At 65.7% G+C, this 14,877-nt stretch carries 15 protein-coding genes and 1 pseudogene; 5 read left to right on the forward strand and 11 right to left on the reverse strand.

Annotated elements, in window-relative coordinates:
• Positions 1–173: 173 nt before the first annotated feature.
• Positions 174–773: a TetR/AcrR family transcriptional regulator gene (locus QN239_RS30535; RefSeq protein WP_499017023.1), complete on the reverse strand. Its 600-nt coding sequence runs from the start codon at positions 771–773 to the stop codon at positions 174–176.
• A 192-nt stretch (positions 774–965) separates the two neighbouring features.
• On the opposite strand from QN239_RS30535, the gene QN239_RS30540 reads away from it, so the two are divergent.
• From QN239_RS30540 to QN239_RS30555, 4 genes and pseudogenes are all read left to right on the forward strand, one after another.
• Positions 966–1,412: an MmpS family transport accessory protein gene (locus QN239_RS30540; protein WP_167155961.1), complete on the forward strand. Its 447-nt coding sequence runs from the start codon at positions 966–968 to the stop codon at positions 1,410–1,412.
• Positions 1,409–4,278, forward strand: a pseudogene (locus tag QN239_RS30545) (MMPL/RND family transporter). Before QN239_RS30540 ends, QN239_RS30545 begins: the two are co-directional and overlap by 4 nt.
• Positions 4,275–4,652, forward strand: a complete 378-nt coding sequence (locus QN239_RS30550) for a DUF732 domain-containing protein (RefSeq protein ID WP_499016228.1) — start codon at positions 4,275–4,277, stop codon at positions 4,650–4,652. The pseudogene QN239_RS30545 and the gene QN239_RS30550 overlap by 4 nt, the downstream one beginning before the upstream one ends.
• 14 nt (positions 4,653–4,666) lie before the next feature.
• Positions 4,667–5,125: a DUF5078 domain-containing protein gene (locus tag QN239_RS30555; protein ID WP_499016230.1), complete on the forward strand. Its 459-nt coding sequence runs from the start codon at positions 4,667–4,669 to the stop codon at positions 5,123–5,125.
• Positions 5,126–5,128: 3 nt separating this feature from the next.
• Here the strand turns inward: QN239_RS30555 and QN239_RS30560 are convergent, their stop codons facing one another.
• The 10 genes from QN239_RS30560 to QN239_RS30605 all read right to left on the reverse strand — a co-directional run bounded on the left by QN239_RS30560 (position 5,129) and on the right by QN239_RS30605 (position 14,288).
• Entirely contained in the window at positions 5,129–5,635 is a 507-nt protein-coding gene (locus QN239_RS30560; RefSeq protein ID WP_499016232.1) for a hypothetical protein, read from the reverse strand.
• Between the two features lie 126 nt (positions 5,636–5,761).
• The gene (phoU, locus tag QN239_RS30565; protein WP_499016234.1) at positions 5,762–6,403 is read right to left on the reverse strand and encodes a phosphate signaling complex protein PhoU; all 642 of its coding nucleotides are present in this window, start codon (positions 6,401–6,403) and stop codon (positions 5,762–5,764) included.
• Between the two features lie 88 nt (positions 6,404–6,491).
• Positions 6,492–7,421, reverse strand: a complete 930-nt coding sequence (locus QN239_RS30570; protein WP_499016236.1) for a mechanosensitive ion channel family protein — start codon at positions 7,419–7,421, stop codon at positions 6,492–6,494.
• Positions 7,422–7,536: 115 nt separating this feature from the next.
• A complete protein-coding gene (locus tag QN239_RS30575; protein WP_499016237.1) occupies positions 7,537–8,655 on the reverse strand; it encodes a GGDEF domain-containing protein in 1,119 nt (372 codons plus the stop codon).
• A gap of 287 nt (positions 8,656–8,942) precedes the next feature.
• Positions 8,943–9,734, reverse strand: coding sequence for a PIG-L deacetylase family protein (locus tag QN239_RS30580; protein ID WP_499016240.1), 792 nt, complete (start codon positions 9,732–9,734; stop codon positions 8,943–8,945).
• Entirely contained in the window at positions 9,731–10,705 is a 975-nt protein-coding gene (locus QN239_RS30585) for an acyl-CoA dehydrogenase family protein (RefSeq protein WP_499016242.1), read from the reverse strand. Before QN239_RS30585 ends, QN239_RS30580 begins: the two co-directional genes overlap by 4 nt.
• Complete coding sequence (locus QN239_RS30590) at positions 10,702–11,475, reverse strand: glycosyltransferase family 2 protein (protein ID WP_499016246.1); 774 nt, start codon at positions 11,473–11,475, stop codon at positions 10,702–10,704. The genes QN239_RS30585 and QN239_RS30590 overlap by 4 nt, the downstream gene beginning before the upstream one ends.
• Before the next feature lie 62 nt (positions 11,476–11,537).
• Positions 11,538–11,771: a microaggregate-binding protein 1 gene (gene mbp1, locus QN239_RS30595; protein WP_499016248.1), complete on the reverse strand. Its 234-nt coding sequence runs from the start codon at positions 11,769–11,771 to the stop codon at positions 11,538–11,540.
• A 109-nt stretch (positions 11,772–11,880) separates the two neighbouring features.
• The gene (locus QN239_RS30600; RefSeq protein ID WP_499016250.1) at positions 11,881–12,948 is read right to left on the reverse strand and encodes a glycosyltransferase; all 1,068 of its coding nucleotides are present in this window, start codon (positions 12,946–12,948) and stop codon (positions 11,881–11,883) included.
• Positions 12,939–14,288, reverse strand: a complete 1,350-nt coding sequence (locus QN239_RS30605) for an SAM-dependent methyltransferase (protein WP_499016252.1) — start codon at positions 14,286–14,288, stop codon at positions 12,939–12,941. The genes QN239_RS30600 and QN239_RS30605 overlap by 10 nt, the downstream gene beginning before the upstream one ends.
• A gap of 194 nt (positions 14,289–14,482) precedes the next feature.
• On the opposite strand from QN239_RS30605, the gene QN239_RS30610 reads away from it, so the two are divergent.
• A complete protein-coding gene (locus QN239_RS30610; RefSeq protein ID WP_499016256.1) occupies positions 14,483–14,872 on the forward strand; it encodes an STAS domain-containing protein in 390 nt (129 codons plus the stop codon).
• Positions 14,873–14,877: the final 5 nt, after the last annotated feature.

Raw genomic sequence — 14,877 nt, forward strand, 5'->3', positions numbered from 1 at the left:
ATCCGGCGTCCTTCACCGTCTCCGTCTGTGAATACCCCGACTCAGAAGTCGCAAACTCAGCACCCATCACGCGCTGGGTGACTCACCGCACTTCCCGCGCAACTACAGTTGCGCACAAGGTATTTCACCGACGCCGGGGACCAGTGCGCCGGGGCAAGGGCTCCGGTGTGGATCTAGCGCCCTCGCGCACCCATCAGACTGGGCAGCAACACACCGTCGACCACCGCGCGGACCGTATCCTCGGTCGGCGGCCGATCCGAGACCAGTGATCGGAACACCAGGTATCCCGGCAACAGATCGAAAATCTCCTCGTTGATCGCCGACGCGTCGATCTCTCCCCGCTTGACCGCCTCGGCCAGCACGCCGTCGATGACCATCTTGCGCTGCAGGACGAACTTCTCCTGCATCGCATCTTGCAGACCCGGGTTGTGCGACATCTCGTTGAGGACAGCGCGCATGGTGCGCATGTGTTGCTTCGACTGCTGGCATGTCGCCCGCCCGATCTCCAACAGATCGCCCCGTAGTGAGCCGGTGCGCGGCGGGATGGCGGTGTCCCGGGTGCCCTGGATGAACGCCGCGAGCACCAGATCGGCCTTGGACGGCCAGCGCCGGTACATGGTGGCCTTACTGGCCTTGGCCTTGGTCGCCACGGCTTCGACGCTCAGGCGGTCGTACCCGTGTTCCTGGAGCAACTCCAGGGTGATGGCCAACAGCTCGGTCTCTCGCTCGTTCCAAGGACAGCTCGAGGCATCGTCCGGCTGATCGGTGACCATCGCGTACGCCCTCCCTTGGAATATCGCGGTCACGCCGCGACGTTGAACCACGTTGACGCAGCTAGAGCAGCTATTTTCGCGCACGTCAAGCAGTTGCGACAGATCGTACGGTACCGTACCGTTCTGCTTCACGTGGCGATTTCACAGCGTGGCATCGTGTGATCGCCAGCGGGGGCGGCGAAAGGTCTTGGATTGAGTGGGTTCTCGGTGGCTGCGCTGGCAAAGCGGCAGTGGATCGCGATCGTGTCGATCGTGGTGATCGCTCTGGTCGCGTTCACCGTCACCCGATTGCACGGTGTGTTCGGCTCCGACAACGAGGTGTCCCGGGCCGGCTCGGACGCCCTGGAGAACACCGGCTACAACCCCAAGCACGTGTTGTTCGAGGTATTCGGCTCACCCGGATCCGTGGCCACCATCAACTACCTCGATATTCATGCCCAGCCTCAGCACGTCGACAATGTCCCGCTGCCGTGGTCACAGACACTGACCACCGACGACCCGACGATGTACGCCGATCTGCGCGCACAAGGTGACGGCGACACCATCGGCTGCCGCATCACCGTCAACGGCATCGTCAAGGACGAAAGGTCCTCGAACAACGTGAACGGCTACATCGCCTGCTTGGACAAGACAGCATGAGCCAGCATCAGACCGAGGTCGGCCCGACCGAAGGGTCCCTGCCGGCCCGGCTGATCCGGACGCTGTCGGTACCGATCCTGTTCCTCTGGATCGCCATCGCCGCGGTGTCCAACATCATCGCCCCTCAACTGGAGGTCGTCGGCGCCGAGCGCTCGGTGGGGCTCAACGCGCCGGATGCGCCGGGCATTCTGGCGATGCGGCACATCGGCCAGGTCTTCCACGAATTCGATTCCGACAGTGCGGCAATGATCGTGCTGGAGGGCGACCAGCCGCTGGGGCCCGAGGCGCACAAGTTCTACGACGGCTTGGTGAAGAAGCTCCAGGAGGACACCGAGCACGTCGAGCACGTGCAGGACTTCTGGGGTGATCCGCTGACCGCCGGCGGCTCGCAGAGCAAGGACGGCAAGGCCGCCCTGACGCAGGTGTACCTACGCGGAAACCAGGGCGAGGCCCAGTCGAACGAATCGGTCGACGCGGTGCGCAAGATCGTCGCCGACACACCGCCGCCGCCCGGTATCAAGGCCTATGTGACCGGTGCGTCACCGCTGGTGACCGACAACTTCGAGGTGGGCAGCGAGGGCACCCACGAGGTCACCGCCATCACCTTCCTGGTGATCGGCATCATGCTGCTGTTCGTCTACCGCTCCGTGGTGACGATGGTGATCGTGCTCCTGACGGTGGCCATCGAACTCGCGGCCGCCCGCGGCGTGGTGGCCGTCCTCGCCCACTCCGGTGTGATCGGGCTGTCCACGTACTCGACGAATCTGCTGACGTTGCTGGCGATCGCGGCGGGCACCGACTACGCGATCTTCGTCGTCGGCCGTTATCAGGAGGCCCGCAGTAACGGGCTGGAGCGGATCCCGGCCTACTACGACATGTACCGGGGCACTGTCCATGTCATCGTCGGGTCGGGATTGACGATCGCCGGAGCGGTCGCCTGCATGCAGTTCACCCGCCTGCCGTACTTCCAGACACTCGGTATCCCGGCCGCTCTCGGCGTTCTCGTGACCCTGGCCGCCGCGTTGACGCTGGGGCCCGCCGTGTTGTTGATCGCCAGCCGGTTCGGATTGATGGAGCCCAAGGGCCAACTGCGCGCACGCGGATGGCGCCGGACCGGCGCCGCCATCGTCCGCTGGCCGGGTCCGATACTGGTGGTGACGGGCGCGATCGCGCTCATCGGGGTGTTCGCCCTGCCCGGCTATCAGACCAGCTACGACAACCGCCCGATCACCCCGGCACCGCACCCGGGGTGATCGGGATGGAAGCCGCCGAACGGCATTTCACCGAAGCGCGGATCAACCCCGAGCTGCTGATGATCGAGACCGATCACGATATGCGCAATCCCGCTGACATGCTGATCCTTGAGCGCGCGGCCAAGGCGGTCCTGCACACTCCGGGAATCGCACTGGTGCAGTCCATCACGCGACCGCTCGGCACCCCCATCACCCACAGCTCCATCCCCTTCCAGATCAGTGCGTCCAGCGCCAGCCAGATCATGAACCTGGGCTATCAGAAGGACCGGGCCGATGATCTGCTCAAGCAGGCCAACGAGATCGACAACACCATCAACGTGCTCAAGCAGCAGCTCACCCTGCAGCAGCAGAGCGCGGAGGCCACCCACGAGCAGACCCAGGCGTTCCACGACACCGTGGCAACGGTCAACGATCTGCGCGACAAACTCGCCAATTTCGATGATCAGTTCCGCCCGCTGCGCAATTACTTCTACTGGGAACCGCACTGCTTCGACATTCCCATGTGCTCGGCGTTGCGGTCGGTGTTCGATTCCCTGGACGGAATCTCCGAACTGTCCGACAAGTTCGGCAACATCACCGCGAGTCTGGACAAATTGGACGCGCTTCAGCCGCGACTGGTCGCGCTGCTGCCGCCCCAGATCGCCATTCAGGAACGCAACCGCGATCTCACCCTGTCGAACTACGCGACCACCGGTGGCACCAATGCCCAGAGCGATGAAGCGCTGAAGAACGCCACCGCGATGGGCCAGGCGTTCGATGACGCCAAGAACGACGATTCGTTCTACCTGCCGCCGGAAGCCTTCGACAACGCCGATTTCAAGCGCGGACTCAAGCTGTTCCTCTCGCCGGACGGCAAGGCCGCCAGGTTCATCGTGACCCATCAGGGCAATCCCGCCACTCCCGAGGCGATCCCGCACATCGACGCCATGAAGGATGCGGTGTTCGACGCGCTCAAGGCCACGCCGATGTCGGATGCCAAGGTCTACGTCGCCGGAATCGGCTCCACCAACAAGGACATTCAAGAAGGGATGAAGTACGACCTGCTGATCTCGGCACTGGCCGCACTGGCACTCATCCTGCTGATCATGATGTTCGTGACCCGCAGCATCGTCGCCGCGATCGTCATCGTCGGCACCGTCGCGGTGTCGTTGGGCGCCTCGGTCGGCTTGTCGGTCTTGTTGTGGCAGTACATCTTAGGGATCCATCTGTATTGGATTGTGGTGCCGCTGGCCATCATCCTGTTGTTGGCGGTGGGTGCGGATTACAACTTGTTGCTGGTGTCGCGGTTCAAGGAGGAGATGCATGCCGGCCTGAACACCGGCATCATCCGGTCCATGGCCGGTACCGGCCGGGTGGTCACCGCCGCGGGTCTGGTGTTCTCGGCGACGATGGCGTCGTTCATCTTCAGCGATCTGGTGATCCTCGGACAGATCGGTACCACCATCGGCCTGGGCCTGTTGTTCGACACGTTGATCGTGCGGTCGTTCATGACGCCGTCGATCGCGGCGCTGCTGGGCAAGTGGTTCTGGTGGCCGGTGTCCGTGCGACAGCGTCCGTTGCCGGCACCGTGGCCGGCGCCCGCCCACAAGGAATCTGAGGAGGTTTCGTCGTGAAGTCTGTCGTCACAGCCGTGATCGTCGGTGCAGCACTGGGATTGGCGGCCCCGGCGGCCGTGGTGGGATTGGCCGCCCCGGCGGCCGCGGACCCGGCCTATGACCGCGATCCCGACACCAACTTCGCCCACGAGTTGCACACCTACGGCATCTACGGGCAGAAGGACTACAACGCCTGGATCGGCAAACTGGTCTGCAAACGCCTGACCAACAACGTCGACCACACCGCCTTCGACTCAGCCAAGTTCATCGGCGCCAACCTCGACCGACACAACACCACCGAGCAGAACTGGCAGTTCCTGGGCTCGGCACTGAACTACTACTGCCCCGACCAACGCGTCATCCTCGACCAGGTCGCGGCCGCCCAGCACTAGGAAGGAACACCATCATGCACACCACACTTCGCCTCGCCGCCGCCACCGCAGCCCTCGTCGGCGCCCTCGCCACAGGCATCGCCACCTCCGCAGTCTCTTCAGCAGATGCCACCGACGACTACCCCATCCCCAACCGCATCCTGCGCACCCCCTGCACCGCCGAACAGATCATGGCCGCCGCCCGCGACGTCGAACCCGTCTACTACGAGCGCTACATGATCGACTACAACAACAAACCCGCCGCCGACCAACAAGGCACCCAAGACCGCATCCACTGGTTCTTCTCCATGGACTACGCAGGACGGCGCCAATACTCCGAAGACACCGCCACCAACGCCTTCTACGAACAAATGTCCTGGCGCTGGCCCAACTGGGCCAAACTGTTCTTCAACAACAAAGGCGTCGCCGCCCACACCACCGACATCTGCCAGAACTACCCGGCCAACGACATGTCCGTCTGGGACTGGCACTGACACTCAGCTGTCGCAGAGACCGGCGGCCTTCTCTTCGCTGATGATCCGCTGTAGGGGCTGCCCGAGGTGCGCGGCGAAGTCGGCGGTGGCCCGCATGTTCCAGGCCCCGTCCTCGTAGACCATGAACCGGGAACCCCCAGCACCGTGATTCATCACGCGGACGATGGCCTGGCCGTCGGGCTCCATGCGCAGTCCCTCGACGGACAGACGCGGACCCGGCTTCTTGCACGTCTTGTAGAACTCGACGAAGTCCTCGCGCGTGATCCCCTGGCGCACCTCCTGCGCCATGTGTTCCCAGACTTCGGCGAAGTCGCCCGCGGCGAAGCTGTCGACAATGCCCTGCGCGGACACGGTGGCCGCGCCCAAGGTGACCGCGGCACCTCCCGGCGTTTCGGCGGGGTACGCGGCAAGCTGTGGCGCCTCCGACCTGGAGGTGCCATAGGACGTACCGCAGGCCGCGGATGCCAACGCCACGGCCACGGCTGCACAGGAGGCCAGTAGTGACTTCATCCCGGGCAGGCTAACCGGGATCGGCCGAGAATGTCGGACAAACCGGTGCGAACCGACCATATGGAGGGGGTACGCCGGCATCCGGCCGAGTCGAACGCCGTGGGCGGCGTCGTCGTGTCCGATCGGTCAGGCGTGGGCGCCGGTGCTCTGGTAGATGACACGGCCCGCAATGTCGACCGCGTGATCGGCAAAGCGTTCGAAGTAGCGGCTGAGCAGCGTGATGTCGACGGCAGCGGCGGTACCGTGCGGCCAGTCGGGGTTCATGACCACGGTGAACAGATGGCGATGCAGGTCGTCCATGGCCTCGTCGTCCAGGGCCAGCTGCGCTGCCTTGCCGGAGTCGTTGTTCAGCACCACGTCTGTGACGTCGTTGCCGATACGGACAGCAATGCGGCCCATATCGGCGACATCGCAGCTGACCTCGTCGGGCAGCGCGGGGCGGGGGTGGCGCCGGCGGGCGATCTTGGCCACGTGCAGCGCGAGCACACCCATCCGTTCGGCATCGGCCACATTCTTGAGTGCGCCGAGAACGGCGCGCAGATCCCCGGCGACCGGCGCCTGCAGGGCCAGGATGGTGAACGCATCTGTTTCCACCTGGGCGCACCGGTAGGTGAGCTCTTCGTGCCGGCCGAGCACCTCTTCGGCGACGGTCAGGTCGGCGTTCAGCAGCGCATGGGTGGCGTGTTGCATCGCTCTTCCGCTGAGATCGCACAGACCGGCGATGCCGGTGCCCAGCGCACCGATTTGCTCCCGAAATGCCGACCGCATGAGACTCCCACGTAGGACCCGAATGGTTGTCCATACCCGTCTCGGCATGGGTTCACACCAGCCCGTCGGCCAGGAGGCCTCATTCGCCCTACTCGCCGGCAGCTGCCTGCACACGTCCGCGCGGATACGGCAGATCGATGTCGTGTGCGTCGTAGGCACGGTGAATCTCGCGTCGGAGCCGACGCTGCACCGCCCACTGCGCGTTCGGCCGCGTCTTGATCGTCATCCGCAGCTTCACCAGGTCGGGCGACCATTCTTGCACTCCGAGCATGTTGGGTTCGCCCAACACCTTCGCCGCGAGTGCCGGATCCTGCAGGGCGGTCTCGGCGGCGTCGAGGGCAACCTGCTCGGCCCGCTCGACGTCGGCGGTCAGGGCGACGGGTACCTCGATACGGGCCACGGCGTACCCCTGGCTCATGTTCCCGACCCGCGCGATCTCGCCGTTGCGGACGTACCAGAGCGTGCCGTCGATATCGCGCACCGTCGTGATGCGCAGTCCCACGCTCTGCACCTCACCGGTAGCGTCACCCAGGTCGACGGTGTCGCCCACCCCGTACTGGTCCTCCAACAGCATGAAGACGCCTGAGACGAAATCCCGGACCAGATTCTGCGCACCGAACCCGATGGCCAGCCCGATGACGCCGGCCGATGCGATGAACGGCGCGATATTCACCCCCAGCACGTTGAGTACCGCCAGGCTGAGCCACACCAGTAGCACGATCGAGACGGTCGACTTCAGCACCGAGCCGATCGTCTGCGCCCGCTGAAGTCGGCGCTCGGCAGTCTTGGGGTCCGCCGCGGCGGGCATGCGGCCGCGCAGATTGCCCAGGAGTGTCGGCTTGCCCTGCGGCTGTGCGTCACCCTTGCGATTCTGTCCGCTGGCGCGGTCGATCATCCGGTGTGCCACGTAGCGCAGAAGCAGCGCGACCGCGGTGTAAACGACCACGCGCACCGGTACCTCGATGAGCCAGTGTCTGTTGGTATCCGTCCATTCGAAAGCCAGGGCGTGTACATCCATGCCTTCGACGGTAACGTGAGATCCGGGCCCGTTGGCAAACCCGCTTCCGCCGCGAATCGGCACTGGACCATCCTCGACGTTGTGTGACAACGGGTTTGACCACCGCCGCCGACGACTACGGATACATCGTCGGCGCCATCGAGGTCCGGTGTTCCGTGGGCAGGTGCACCGACCTGTTACCCCCGGCCCGCTTGGCGTCGAACATCGCATGGTCCGCGCAATCCAACAGCGCTTCCCACATCCGCGCCGACACCGCAGGCTTGTCCCCGGATGTGGTCATCGTCGTACTGGCCACTCCGACACTGCCGGTGACCGGTACGGCGTCGGTGGCGGAGTAGACGGCCGCGCACACCAGATCGGCTGCCCGCGCCACCGCCGTGGCCGCCAAGACCGCGATGACGACGAACTCCTCTCCACCTACCCGCGCGACCACGGACTGTGGAGCAGCGGCCAACTGGATCCGGCGCGCGCTGCGGACCAGAACCTCGTCGCCGACTCCATGGCCGTGCACCTCGTTGATGTCCTTGAAGCGGTCCAGATCGACAACCATCACCACGATGTGGTCGTCACCACAACCTTTACGACTCAACAGATTTCGTAGGTGAAGCTGCACTCCGCGCCTGTTCAGCAGGCCGGTGAGCGGGTCGATCAACGACTCGTTGGCCTCGTTCTGCAGCGTCCAGATACCGAACTGGATGGCGACCGGCACACAGGCCAGGCCCACCCCGACGATAACCTTCACCGCAGCGAGAGCGATATCGCCACCGGTGTCGACCATCACGTTGACGGCCAGCAGCACCACCGTCCCCACTACCCAGATCGCATGCACCGCTAAGAGTTTCGGCCCCTCGAAGAACATCAGATAGAACGACAACAAGGCCAGCACGGTCGCGGCGAAGCCCACCACGGACGCATCCGTGTTGACGATCGCGAGAATCAACATTCCCACATCCGCGCACACGATGAACACCCGCGAGGTGACCTTGCCCGGCCAGGCACCCAGCCACCACCGCAGCGCCCACCCCGCGGCACCGACTGCGACGCCCGCCGCCAGAACGCGCGATAGCAATGTTCCCGGTCCAGCCGGGGTGAATTGGATGATCGTCGAGATGACCGCGACCATCATCACGCTCGCACCGACCAGAACCTGATTGGCTCGCGTCAACCCCCGTTTGGCGAAGAAGTCGACCTGAGCGTCGTAATCGACTGGGGTACGCCACCACTCGACAATCATGCGCGACAGCAAAGTCCCCCGCGGATCCTCGAAAGGTATCCTCGGCCCCGATGGGGACTCCAGCCCGCTCCGCGCCACCGGGCAAGTCTAGAGCCGGCGACGGGAAGTTCAGGGCCATTTCAGGGCCATTCGGTGACCAGATCTGACAACGCTTTTGCCGCCTTCACCCGCTGACGAATACAGGAAAAAGACGGGCCCATACGTTTTCGTTGTGGGCCTTGCACTTCTCACCCGCGAACGATTTGGAGCAAAGTCCCGCGGCAGTTGAGAGCAAATGTGCAAACCCGTCAAATTCCAGCGATTGGTGGCGCGTCGGGATTACTGAAGACCATTTCGCCTACCGCCAGCAGGCGCCGTAGGACGAAGGCGGGCAGGACGGGCGGCCGTCCTGCTCCCGTGGATTCGAACTGACTTCGAAAGCACTGTGCAGCCTGCGCTTTGCGGTCCACGAACGCTTTCGGCGGGTGGGCGCGGCGGGCGAGATCCCAGGGCACCGCGGGGTCGCCCGGCCTCGCCCAGTGCCACATCCACACCGGGTACTCCAGCATGCGGACGCCGGTGGCCGCCGCGGCCGTGGCGGCGGCCCGCCCTACTGCTTCATGGTCGGGGTGGCCGTCGCCGCGCCAGGTCGCCGCACACCACGTGCCCGCCGGATTGTTGGCCAGGATGTCGGTCAGCAAGCCGGTCATGATGCTCTCATGGTCGGCCAGTCGCCCGTCGGGCAAGCCCAGCGAGACCGCGCTCGTGAGGCCGAGCACCCGGATGGCCGCCTCGAGTTCGATGCGGCGTTCATATGCCAGCCGACTTCGCTCCGAGGTGAACGCCCCCGGGTGGGCAGCATCCCCGTCGCTGGCCGAGACCACACGCACCTCGATCCCCCGCGAGGCGAGATATGCCGACGTTGCCCCGAATCCCAGTGTTTCGTCATCGGGATGAGCCCCCACGACGACCAGTGCTCGACAACCGCTGAAGTCCATGGCGGGCAACGGATCCGCCGACGCCCACGCGGCTGTGCCGGTGCCTCCGGTATCCAGGGGAGTGGCGGCAAAGCGCGCACAATTGTCCAACTCGCCGTTCATCTGCGCGGTCGGCACAATCGGCCCAGGTCCGCGAGGTCCCGCTCGGCATGGCTCTGGCGGACGTAGATCACCAGATCGGCCACGCGCTGGGCGTGCAGGTTGTCGTGACAAAGCGGCTCCGGACCCATTGCCCTGCCCGTGCGGGTGATCACTTCCTCTACGGCGTGTTCGATGACGGCGCGGGTGCGCCGGGCAAGCAACCGTGCGGTGTCGGTCCGGTCGAACGGGTCGGCGTCGACATGGGCTGCCGCCACGGACAGCATGGCGTCGGCACCGGCCAGCGTGGCATCCACGGCGCCCAGGTGCGCCAGCAGGTGCGGATCCTCGGCGCGCTCCACCGCGTATCGATAGAGCGGCCGTGCCACCGCGTGCGCGCCTCCCAGCCAACATGCGGCCACCCCGATCGCGCCGTGCCAGAAGCCGGCACGCTCGAGATACCGGCCTGCTGCGCCCACGTGCACGGCCCGGGTCGCGGTGAACTGCACGGCCCGCGTATCGGTGCTCGCCAAGCCGATATTCGACCAGGCCGACGGAAGCGCGGTGACCGTCGGGGCGTCGAGCGCCACGGCGAACAACGCGCGTTGCCCACTCTCGATCTCCGCGGTGACCAACGCGTGCGTGCACAGGCTCGCACCTGAGCACCACGGCTTGGTGCCCTCCAGGCGGAAGACGTTGTCAGACAGGACCTTTGCCACGAGCCGAAGAGTGGACGATTCCGCTGCCCATACGCCCCAGAGTTCATGCGGATTCGGCGGCTTCTCGCCCAGCTCGTGCAGAATGGCCGCCGCATCGGTGTGGGCTTCGGCGAGACGCCCCGCGCCGAGATCTTCTTCGGCCAGGTTCATCAACCGATGCCACCGCTGGGCGGTGGCCCCGGAACCCGGGAACGACACATCGAGGCGACCAGAGTCCAGCCATCGCCGCACCAGGGCGTGGGTCCCCGATTCCGCCGCCGGTCGATCGACTGTCATCTGTCGCGGCTCAGCTCCGGCAGATTCGTCATGTAGTCGGCGAATCCGGCAGGTGCACGACCCACCGTCCGGGCACTGGTGCACACCGGGTCCTGGGCGGTACGCAGGATACGGATCCAAGGCCGGTGTTCGGCGCGCTTGACCAACTCCACGTCTTCACCGGTCTGTAGCGGGCGCCACCCGCCGATATCGTGATACACGTCCGCTCGGATGCCCAGTGCCGCACCGTGGACGTGCGGGTGCCCTTCGACGTAGGGATGGCGGTCCTGCCAGGCGTGCAGCCGGGAAGCCGGCAGGTCTCCCGACGGTTGGACCATTCCGAGCACGAGGTGGTAGCCGTGCGCCGCGGCGTCGACAAATCGGGACATCCAGCCGGCGGGCACCCGACAGTCGGCGTCGGTGCTCGCCAACCAGATTCGCCGCAGCGGTGCGCCGGCATCGGCCAGCGCGGCACGCACACCGGCGCGACGGGCCGCACCGACGCTGTGCCGGTCCACCACGATCGAGCGGATACCCATCCGCTGCACAATGACGCCGGTGTCGTCATCGCAATCGTCGAGAACCACGACGATACGACAGGTGAGTTGCGGGAAGAGGCGATGGGCTGCGCGCTGCGAATCCAGTAGCGCAGCCAGACACGTGCCGATGAGCTGTTCCTCGTTGTGGGCCGGCACGACGACGATCAGCTCGGACACGGCCTGCGCGGTGGGGGCGCTGCACCGAACGCCGGGGGCAGCAGCGTGGTACCGCGCTGTCTCAACTGTGGTCATCACGTTCCTCTGAAAACCACCAAGGGGACAGTCCGGTTGGCTGTCCCCTTGGTGCGATAGGCCTACTGCTCGGCTTTCTCGCGCGCCTCGCTGGCGGCAGCGGCGGCGCGGGCACTTTCGGCCTGCGCCTCTTTCTCTGCCGCCTCGCGCTGCGCGTCGGCCTTGTCCTGCTGTGCCTCGCCCTCACGGCGCAGGTCGTCGCGGCCGGTGACGGTGCCCGCGACTTCCTTGACCTTGCCCTTCACACCCTCGACTACGCCTTCAACACCCTCTTGGACACCGTTCTTCTCACCCATGCTGGGCTCCTTCGTCATATCGGAATTTCGGACCAGACCATTGGCTTGAGCCTGCATTGGTGGTATTCCCCGGGTGCGCTGATCGAAACCTGACACCACGCCGGCGGCATCAGCCCTGCTGCTCTGCCGTCAGTTTCGTGAGCGCGTCCTCGTAACGATCCAGCATGTGATCGGTGGTGAGGCGCCGACGCGCATCGACGGCAACATCTCGGCGGTCCATTCGAGCGGCCACCTCGACGGCCTGAGCCAGCCGCTCCGCCGGCGAAGCGTCCTCGCTGACCAGTTGTCCTCCGGACTGCTGCACCACCTCCGGCAGTCCGCCCCGCGCCAGTCCGGCGACCGGCGTGCCACACATCTGAGATTCCGCTGCCACCAAGCAGAATGGTTCATCCCATTGCGGCGTGACGAGCGTGACGACGCTGCCCGCGTAGAGATCGGACAACTCCTGTCCGGCCAGCGTGCCCACATATTCGGCGGTGCCGCCGAGCAGAGGGCGCAGGACACCGTCGAACCACTCCGGGTCGCTGAGCGGTCCAGCCAACCTCAGGTGCCGACCGGTCTGCGCTGCCGCGCGGACCGCGATGTCGGCGCCCTTCTCCGGCGTGAGCCGGCCCACCCAGGCAAGGTCGTCACCACCGAAGCCCTCCGAGAACACCTGGGGATCGACGCCGTTGTGGATCACCTCGGCATGCACCAACGTGGTCCACTGCCGTCGCAATGCCTCGCTCACCGCGACGAAATGACCCGCGTCGCCTGCCAGCCAGGCCCCCACCTCCATCCACGGAAACGGCGGTGTGTGCAACGTGGTCAGCATCGGCGCATCCAGCGCGGGACTGAGCGCCAGCGGGAGCTGATGCAGGCTCTGATTGAGTACCACGTCAATAGTTCTGTCCCGCAATATATCTCGCATCACAGTGAGGAACGCCACCTGATCGGACAGGAAACCTGGCTCGGGCATGTTCAGGTCACCGGAGGCGATCTCGGACAGTTCCGGGACCGGCGGCATCACGTGCAGATCGTCGGCCAGCGCGGAATCGGTGCCAGCGCGTGCATACAGTTGCACGTGGTGTCCGCGCCGGCGTAACCCTGCCGCCATATCGGCGGCCAGTCGTTCCTGACCGCCGGCGAACGGTTCGCACAACGGATGCCGCGACGGCGCCAAGATCGCTACTCGCATGACCGCTCGTGCTCTGCTGCCGTCGACCGGCGGTCCGGTGGCTCGGCGTACTCGTCGTACACCGATACCGGTTCACCCCACACCTCGATGACGAGATCCGCATCCTGGTAGCGGGCGCGAAGCGGCAGGTCGATGATCTCCGCCACCTGTGCCTGGACCGCAGGGCCATCCAGGGGTATGCGTTCGGTGGGACGCCGCCAGTTCGCGACAACGATTTCCCCGGTGGGCCGCAGAGCCCGACGGGCCGCGCGCACCGTGGCCAACAGGTCGGGTCCGTCAAGGAAGTAGCCGATCTCGGACAGAATCACGACGTCGGCCTCAGCAGCCGGGAAGTCTTGCGGCACCGTGCCCAGCATCCAACGGATGTTCGGGGTACGGTTTCGGCGTGCCACCTCCAGCGCTTTCGCGCTGGCGTCCACGGCGATGACCAGATCGGCGCGTTCGGCCAGCTGCACCGATAGTTGACCAGTGGCACAGCCGATTTCGATGACCCGTGCGTAGCGTGGCCTCCCGAGACAGGCCAACACCAGTTCCAGGCGTCGGCGCTCGTAGGGTGAATGGTCCAGATGCCAAGGATCGTCGGTGGCGCCCTCGGTGAGCATCGCGTCGAAGGGGTCCGCAACGTCGGCATGCGCATCCGCAGGTTCGGCGAAGACATCGCTGCGCTCGGCGAGTTCGGGATCCCCGGGGAGCGCCACGATCTCGGCTACGCACCGCGCCGCTGCGAGATCGCCCTCCGGCGCGGGATCCCCCAGGGCAGGTAGCGCGGATTCCTTGGATCTCAGAGCGGTCAGCGACGGCGCAAGGAGGCGGAGTCTGGTCCACTGCACGTTCTCGAAGGAGGATGAATCATGAGGCCACTGAGGGTATTCCAGCAGTATTGCCACCTGGCTGCGCGCCGCGGCCAGGGCGGCACGGGCGAGACCGCAACGTACCGGCGAGTCGGCGACCGCGGCGGGTGCGATGAGGAGGGAGTTCGGATGCAGTACCGAGGTGAGGCGTGCACGCACCAGGTCTTCGACGGCGTCGAGCTCCAGTCCCCGCAGATCCCACGATATCGGCCGGCCACCGGCGACCAAGCGGTCCCCGCCGTCCGAGCCCGGTGGGCGCTCGGCGTCGGCGGGACCTGTCATCACATCGATCAGATCCACGACGGGACCGGCGCGACCCCGCCCGAGATCGGTCAGCGTCGCACCCACGGCAGCGCAGCCGTCCAGCACGGGGCTGCCGATCAGCACGATATGGGTGCACACACCGGGGTTCCGACCCATGTCGAGTCGCGCAACGGTATCCCAGCGGGGGTCCAGAAGCCACAGGGCACCCCTGGCCTGCGCCGTCATCGTGAAACGACCAACCGTTGCACCAAAGCTGAGTCCCTTCGCCGACCACCTCATACCGAAGTACCCAGGTCTTGCCCATCGCAATCGATACGGGCGGGAAGGTGCCTCTGTGCCACTACTCAGACGGCTGGATCCACCGCCGCCGCTACGATGAGTCCACTGCCGATAGGCAGAGGAACACTTCGGAGGTAGATGTGCCGCACGACGCAGACCCGGGTGACAGCGCCGGTCCCGCTGCCGTGCCCCACTGCGCCGTCGCCGAAAGTCAGCTCGGCGACGTGCGCGTCCTCACCGTCGCCGGCACGGTCGATGTGCTCACCGCGCCACGGTTGAAGGCGGCGATCGCCGCTGCTGCGGGCAGCTCGCCCACCGCGATCGTGGTGGACTTGACCGCCGTGGAGTTCCTGGCCTCAACCGGCATGGGAGTGCTCGTCGAAGCCCACGGGCAGCTGGCACCGGCCGTGCGATTGGTCGTCGTCGCCGACGGACCCGCCACCAGCCGGCCACTCAAACTGGTCGGGATCGCCAACATCATCGATCTGTTCTCCACGCTCGACGAAGCCGTCGCCGACATCACCGGGTGACGATG

The sequence above is a fragment of the Mycolicibacterium sp. Y3 genome, from assembly GCF_051188035.1.
Lineage (GTDB): Bacteria > Actinomycetota > Actinomycetes > Mycobacteriales > Mycobacteriaceae > Mycobacterium > Mycobacterium fluoranthenivorans.

What these genes read in the sequence shown, in the direction of transcription:
- QN239_RS30590 (WP_499016246.1), bottom strand. Translation starts at nt 11,475, where the DNA reads ATGACCACAGTTGAGACAGCGCGGTACCACGCTGCTGCCCCCGGCGTT.
- phoU (WP_499016234.1), bottom strand. Translation starts at nt 6,403, where the DNA reads ATGCGGTCGGCATTTCGGGAGCAAATCGGTGCGCTGGGCACCGGCATC.
- QN239_RS30580 (WP_499016240.1), bottom strand. Translation starts at nt 9,734, where the DNA reads ATGAACGGCGAGTTGGACAATTGTGCGCGCTTTGCCGCCACTCCCCTG.
- QN239_RS30555 (WP_499016230.1), top strand. Translation starts at nt 4,667, where the DNA reads ATGCACACCACACTTCGCCTCGCCGCCGCCACCGCAGCCCTCGTCGGC.
- QN239_RS30600 (WP_499016250.1), bottom strand. Translation starts at nt 12,948, where the DNA reads ATGCGAGTAGCGATCTTGGCGCCGTCGCGGCATCCGTTGTGCGAACCG.
- QN239_RS30575 (WP_499016237.1), bottom strand. Translation starts at nt 8,655, where the DNA reads ATGATTGTCGAGTGGTGGCGTACCCCAGTCGATTACGACGCTCAGGTC.
- QN239_RS30605 (WP_499016252.1), bottom strand. Translation starts at nt 14,288, where the DNA reads ATGACGGCGCAGGCCAGGGGTGCCCTGTGGCTTCTGGACCCCCGCTGG.
- QN239_RS30585 (WP_499016242.1), bottom strand. Translation starts at nt 10,705, where the DNA reads ATGACAGTCGATCGACCGGCGGCGGAATCGGGGACCCACGCCCTGGTG.
- mbp1 (WP_499016248.1), bottom strand. Translation starts at nt 11,771, where the DNA reads ATGGGTGAGAAGAACGGTGTCCAAGAGGGTGTTGAAGGCGTAGTCGAG.
- QN239_RS30570 (WP_499016236.1), bottom strand. Translation starts at nt 7,421, where the DNA reads ATGGATGTACACGCCCTGGCTTTCGAATGGACGGATACCAACAGACAC.
- QN239_RS30560 (WP_499016232.1), bottom strand. Translation starts at nt 5,635, where the DNA reads ATGAAGTCACTACTGGCCTCCTGTGCAGCCGTGGCCGTGGCGTTGGCA.
- QN239_RS30535 (WP_499017023.1), bottom strand. Translation starts at nt 773, where the DNA reads ATGGTCACCGATCAGCCGGACGATGCCTCGAGCTGTCCTTGGAACGAG.